General features: G+C 64.6%; 5 protein-coding genes. 2 read left to right on the forward strand and 3 right to left on the reverse strand.

What is annotated here, in order from left to right; genetic code table 11:
- Window positions 1–126 precede the first annotated feature (126 nt).
- The 3 genes from ACNPP0_RS25610 to ACNPP0_RS25620 all read right to left on the reverse strand — a co-directional run bounded on the left by ACNPP0_RS25610 (window position 127) and on the right by ACNPP0_RS25620 (window position 2,700).
- Complete coding sequence (locus tag ACNPP0_RS25610; RefSeq protein WP_332612906.1) at window positions 127–825, reverse strand: DUF6776 family protein; 699 nt, start codon at window positions 823–825, stop codon at window positions 127–129.
- Between the two features lie 148 nt (window positions 826–973).
- Entirely contained in the window at window positions 974–1,660 is a 687-nt protein-coding gene (gene murU / locus ACNPP0_RS25615) for an N-acetylmuramate alpha-1-phosphate uridylyltransferase MurU (RefSeq protein WP_332612905.1), read from the reverse strand.
- Window positions 1,660–2,700: an aminoglycoside phosphotransferase family protein gene (locus ACNPP0_RS25620; protein ID WP_332612903.1), complete on the reverse strand. Its 1,041-nt coding sequence runs from the start codon at window positions 2,698–2,700 to the stop codon at window positions 1,660–1,662. Before ACNPP0_RS25620 ends, murU begins: the two co-directional genes overlap by 1 nt.
- Window positions 2,701–2,868: 168 nt before the next feature.
- Between ACNPP0_RS25620 and lptD the strand changes: the two genes are divergently transcribed.
- Together lptD and ACNPP0_RS25630 are read left to right on the forward strand one after the other, a co-directional pair.
- Complete coding sequence (gene lptD, locus ACNPP0_RS25625; protein ID WP_332612902.1) at window positions 2,869–5,259, forward strand: LPS-assembly protein LptD; 2,391 nt, start codon at window positions 2,869–2,871, stop codon at window positions 5,257–5,259.
- Window positions 5,256–6,307, forward strand: a 1,052-nt coding sequence (locus ACNPP0_RS25630; RefSeq protein ID WP_448707378.1) for a peptidylprolyl isomerase, incomplete at its 3' end; no start/stop codon positions are given. The genes lptD and ACNPP0_RS25630, both read left to right, overlap by 4 nt.

The following is a 6,307-nucleotide window of genomic DNA, read 5'->3' on the forward strand; positions in this document are numbered from 1 at the left end:
TGTCTCCAGGATATTTGGTTGTTTGCGCAACTATATTCTTGATAGGTTGCGTGCGCAACTACTTTGGTTGCGCGTAAAAAAACCCGCCGGATCGAATCGGGCGGGTTTTTCGCAAGCGCGGCGCGCTTAGTTGCGCACGTTATAGATGCGCATCGCCTGTTGCTTCTGGTTGGCGTCCATAACGCGCAGCACCACCACGCGGGCGTTGAAGCCGTCGGGCAGCTTCAGCTGGCCCAGCGCGTAGTCGTAGCGGTCGACATTCAGCGTGGGGCCTTCCGGCGTGACGGTGGCGGCGCGGCCATTGGAATAGCTGCCTTCAATGCTGAACGTCAGCGTGCCCTTGAACGGCGCGCCGGTGCGCTCTTCGCGCATCACCAGAACCTGGTAGTCAAGCTGGCCGGGGGCGCGCTTGAACGTGGCCGAGCGGATGCCCAGGTTGCCGCCGCGCGGGTCCGGCGGCATGGCGTCCTGAAACAGGACCAGTTCTTTGTTCAGCGTATCGATCTTGGCGCGGGCTTCGGCCAGGTCGGTGGTCAGCTTTTCGTGGCCGGACTTGTTGGCGTCGCGCTGTTGCGTGGCTTCTTCCAGCTGGGTTTGCAGGCGCTGGCGTTCCAGGTTGGACGCGCTGAGCTCGCTATGCAGGGACTCGGACTGCTCGACCGTCAGGCGTTGCGGGCCGTAGTTCGTTTGCAGGAAGAGCACGCCGCCCGCACCCAGGGCAATTCCCACCAGCAGCAGGACAAGCCAGCGCGGCAGGCGCCGCGTGCGTTGACCGGGTTGGTACACGGAGGGCTTGAATACAGCCCGTTGCGATCTTCCAAACATCCCCATTCCTAGAAAACTTCCTGTGTATGTGCTTGTTCGCGCGGGGGCCCGCGCGCGCCAAAGCGTCAGAGAATACCCCGTTAGCCGGGGGGCTTGGGTGCGCGGACAAGCCTGGTTGCGCACCTTGATATTGTGAAATATGTGAGCGTCAGCGTGCCGCTGCGAGGAGCTCCGCGTCCAGGTCGGCAAGCCGTTGCGGGGTGCCGACATCTACCCAGCGGCCGTCGTGGCGCGCGCCGCGCGCCAGGTTTCTGGCCATTGCCTGCCGAAGCAGGGGCGCCAAGGGCGCCGCCGTGCCGCGCTGGACATCCGCGAACAACGAAGGATGGTAGACGCCGATGCCTGCATAGGTCAAACGCGGCTCGCCGTCGGCATGCAAGGCGCCATCGGGCGATAGCCGGAAATCACCGGCCGGGTGCTGCACGGGGTTGTCGACCATCAACAAGCCCACGCCACCATCCGGCACAGTGGCCGCCAGGGACGGCGCCAGGGCAGGGTCCCAGTCGCACCAGACGTCGCCGTTCACGACCAGGAACGGCGCATCGCCCAGCAGGGGAAGCGCCTGCGCGATGCCGCCGGCGGTTTCCAGGGCGGTGCCTTCGGCTGAATACCGGATCTGCGCGCCGAACGCGCTGCCATCGCCCAGTGCGCGTTCGATCTCGTGGCCCAGCCAGGCATGGTTGATGACGATCTGGCGGATGCCCGCCGCCGCCAGGCGTTCCAGGTGCCAGACGATCAGGGGCTTGCCGCCCACCGCCAGCAACGGTTTGGGCAGCCGATCGGTCAGCGGTCGCATGCGTTCGCCGCGCCCCGCGGCAAGAATCATGGCTTGCATCAAAAGGTGTATCCGACGCTGACCTGGCGGTCATCCAGTTGGTCGAGCAGGCGCAGCAGCGGGGTGAAAACGCCGTAGCGCTGGGCCACCTGACGGACGTAGCCGTTCATGCGCGGCATGTGCGCCAGGTAATGCGCCTTGCCGTCGCGGTGGTTCAGGCGGGCAAACACGCCCATGATGCGCAGGTTGCGTTGCAGGCCCATCCATTCGTAGGCGCGATGGAATTCGGCAAAGTCGGCATCCACGGGCAAGCCTGCCGCGCGCGCCATTTCCCAATAGCGGATGGCCCAGTCCAGCTGCTGCGGTTCTTCCCAGGTGGTGCGGGCGTCGGTAACCAATGAGGCCAGGTCATAGGTGATGGGGCCGACCAGCGCGTCCTGGAAATCGATGACGCCGGGGTTGGGACCGTACTGCGGCTGGTCGCACACCATCAGGTTGGGCGAATGGAAGTCGCGATGCACCAGCACCTGCGCCTGGCCGCCGTTGCTGGTCGACAGCAGGGCAAAGATCTTCTCCAGGGCGTTGGCGGTCTTGTCGTCCAGCGTGACGCCGTGGTGCTTGTTGACGTACCACTCGGGGAAAAGCTTTAGCTCGTCGGCCAGCCGGGCCGTGTCGTAGGTGGCCAGACCGGCCGTGGACGCCTGCTGCAAGCGGACCAGCGCGGCCAGTGCCTCGCGGTAGAGCGTCTGCAAGTCGCTATCGGAAATGCCGGCCTGGATGCGCTGATAGTAGGTTTGCTCGCCCAGGTCGGACAGCAGCAGCAGGCCCTGGTCCAGATCCTGTTCCAGCACCTGGGGCACGTTCAGCCCGGCATCGGCCAGCAGTTGGCCCACGTGCAGGAAGGGGCGGCAGTCTTCGTGCGCGGGTGGCGCGTCCATGACAATCAGGGTGCGCTCACCGGCGTCCAAACGGAAATAACGGCGAAAACTGGCGTCGGCGGAGGCCGGGCGCAACGTGTCCACGGCCAGGTTCAAGGCTTTGGGCAGGCTTTCCAGCCAGTTGCGAATCTGCACCAGGCGGGGGTCGTGATCGTTTTTCAAGGAAGATCCGTGTCAGAAGGGCAATATTGCTGAAATTTGCGTTCGGCGCACATAAGGCTGGGCGTATGGCGCGGCTTCTCTATAATACCGGCTCGTTTCCACCAGCATCGGCCGTTCTCCGCCGCCGATGCCAGGTTTTCCCATTGTCAAAAAGGGCTGTTTTCACTCGTGCGCAAGGTTCGGTGGTTGATCCTCTCTGCTGTCAGCGTGGCCGCCGGAGCCGTCCAGGCTCAAGGCAGCCAAGGTTCGACTCCCGCGGCGTCCGCAGCAACCGTGACCCCCGCAGCGCCCGTGTTGCGTACGTCGCCGGGTCTGCGAATTCACCGCCTGCCGGATGAAAGCATCCCCGCGTACCTGGAAGCCGACAGCATCGAGGGCGACCCCGATTCCGACCTGACGCTGAACGGCAGCGCGCAAGTGCGCCGCATCGACGGCGTGATCAAGGGCGACCGCATCAACTACCGCAAGGACACCGGCGAAGTGGATGTCCAGGGCAGTGCGCGCATGATGCGCGACGGCACCTTGGTGACCGGCCCCAACGCCAAGTTCAACGTCGACAAATATTCAGGCCAGGTCGAAAAGCCCAACTTCTGGATGGGCGCCACCGGCGGTTTCGCCGTTGCCGAACACGCCGACATCTTCAGCAAGTCGCAGATGCGGCTGCATACGGTTACGTACAGCGGCTGCGCGTGCGAAACGCCGTCCTGGTACATCAAGGCCAACACCGTCGATATCGATTTCGACGAAAACGAAGGCGTGGCGCGCAACGGCGTGCTGTATTTCAAGGACGTGCCGATCCTGGCGTCGCCCTACATGACCTTCCCGGTCAAGAAAGAGCGCAAGTCTGGCTTCCTGATGCCGACGTACGGCACCACCAGCCAGGGCGGCTTCGACATTTCGTTGCCGTACTACCTGAACCTGGCGCCCAACTACGACATGACGGTCCAGCCGCGCTATTTCTCCAAGCGCGGCATGCAGCTGGGCGGCGAATTCCGCTACCTGGGCTCGTCCTATCTGGGCACCCTGGACGGCACCTATTTGCCCAACGACAACGTCACCAGCGAAGACCGCTGGATGTACTGGTGGCGCCACCAGCAGACGTTCTCGCACGGCTTCTACGCCGACTGGGACATCGCCAAGGTTTCAGACGACGACTACTTCCGCGACATCTCGCAGCTGGGCCTGAACCAGGCGTCGACCACCTACCTGCCGCAGCGCGGCCGCGTGGGCTGGGCGTCCAACTACTGGAGCACGTACGCACAGGTCTACAAGTACCAGACGCTGCAGGACCCGGACGCGCCGCTGGTGCCGCCGTACGACAAGGAACCCGAGCTCTACCTGCGCGGCGCGCGCTATGACTGGGGCGGTTTCGATGTCGACTGGACATCCACCGCCGTGCGTTTCCGCCGTCCCGATTTCGGCTCGACGGTTCGCTATCCGGATGGCGACCGCTTGCAGTCCTACCCGACGGTGTCGTACCCGATCGTGCGCCCGGGCTGGTTCATCATCCCCAAGGCGGGCGTGAACTACACCCAGTACCAGACCAAATGGTATGGCGTGGATGCGCTGGGCCTGAACGGCGGTTCGGCCGACGGCCTGCCGCGTTCGCAATCGCGCACCGTGCCGATCATGTCGCTGGACGCCGGCCTGATCTTCGAACGCGACACATCGCTGTTCGGCAAGGCGTCCACGCAAACGCTCGAACCGCGCCTGTACTACCTGCGCGTGCCGTATCGCGACCAGTCCAAGATGCCGGTCTACGACACGTCGCTGGCCGACTTCAGCTTCTCGCAGGCCTTTGAAGAAAACATCTACACCGGCGGTTGGGACCGTATCTCGAACGCCAACCAGCTGACGGCCGCCTTGACCACGCGCTGGCTGGACGCCAATACCGGCTTCGAGCGCATGTCGCTGGCTGTGGCGCAGCGCCTGTATTTTGAAGATCAAAAAGTCACGCTGCCGGGCGAAACGCCGCGTGAAAACGTGCGTTCCGACTTCCTGGTGGGCGCCAGCGCGGCACTGACCGACACGCTGAGCACCGACGTGGCCGCTCAGTACAATCCTTACCAGAACCAGTGGTCGCGCGGCTTGGTCAGCGCACGCTGGTCGCCGCAGCGCCTGACCACGGTGGCGCTGTCGTATCGTTATCAGCGCGATCCGCAACCGGGCGTTCAGTATCAGCCCCAAGGCCAGAACCAGGTCAGCCTGGCGTTGCAATGGCCGTTCAACAAGCGTTGGTACGGCGTGGGTCGCGTGGATTATTCCTTGCGCTCCGGGCCGTCCAGCACGGTGGCCAACACGACGGAATCCCCCCGTGTCACGCAGGCCATCGCCGGCGTCGAGTACAAGGGCGATTGCTGCTGGGTGGGCCGCGTGGTCTACCAGCGCTATGCTGTATCGGCAACGGACGCGAACTCCGCTGTGTTCTTCCAGCTTGAGCTGACCGGTCTGGGTTCCCTGGGAACCGACCCGATGAACCTGCTGAACAGAAGTATCCCCGGCTACACCAGCATTACACCGCCCGTGCCGGCTGGGACCACATTTGAAAGGTATGAATGATGCGTAGGTTGCACTCTTTGCGCCGCCTGTCCGGCAGTGCGCTGTTGTTGGCCTTATGCGCCGGCCTTCCCGCCGCGCACGCGGCCGAGCCAACAGGCCGGGCCGCGAACAATGGCGCCAAGGCCGCGCCCGCCGCTCAGAAAACCGCGCCGGCGCCCCAGGGCGAGCAGTTCGTGGACGGCATCGCGGCCGTGGTCGACAAGGACGTGATCACGTTGCGCGAACTGCGCGACGCGTCCGTCCGCATTTCGTCCGAATTGAAGTCGCGCGGCATCCAGGTGCCCGACGACCAGACCTTGCAGCACCAGGTGTTGCAGCGTCTGATCATGGAACGGGTGCAACGCCACGAAGCCGACCGCCTTGGTATTCGGGTCGACGATGCCCAGGTGGACCAGGCCATCCAGACCATCGCGTCGCGCAACAAGATCAGCGTGGCGCAACTGCGCGGCGAAATCGAAAAGTCCGGCACCAACTGGGACGCCTATCGGAAGTCGTTGCGCGACGAGATCCGCACGGATCGCCTGCGCCAGCGCGCGGTGGATTCCACCATCGTCATTTCCGACACCGAAGTCGATGCGTTCCTGAAGGACCAGCGCCGCAACCCGGCGTTTGGCGCCGCGCCGCAAGCGCAGCAGCAACCCCAACCGCAACCGCAGGCGCAGCCCGAGCCCGCGCCCGAGCAGGCCGCCGCGCCCTCGGGTCCGATGCTGTACGCGCTGGCCCAGATTCTGGTCCGCGTGCCCGAAGGCTCCTCCCCGGAACAGCTGGCGGTGCTGCGCAAGAAGGCCGAAGACATCCTGGCCCGCGCCAAGCGCGGCGACGATTTCGCCAGCCTGGCGGCAGCGTCCTCGGATGGTCCCGAAGCCTTGCAAGGCGGCGTGATGGGCGTGCGTCCGCTGGACGGCTGGCCCGACCTGTTCGTCAAGGCCATCGGCAATCTGCAAAAGGGCCAGGTCAGCAACCTGATCCAGAGCGGCAACGGTTTCCACATCATCAAGGTGATGGACCGCGGCACGGCCCAGCCGGCGCCCAGCCGCACCGCCCGCGC

Source organism: Achromobacter semiaridum (assembly GCF_053543755.1).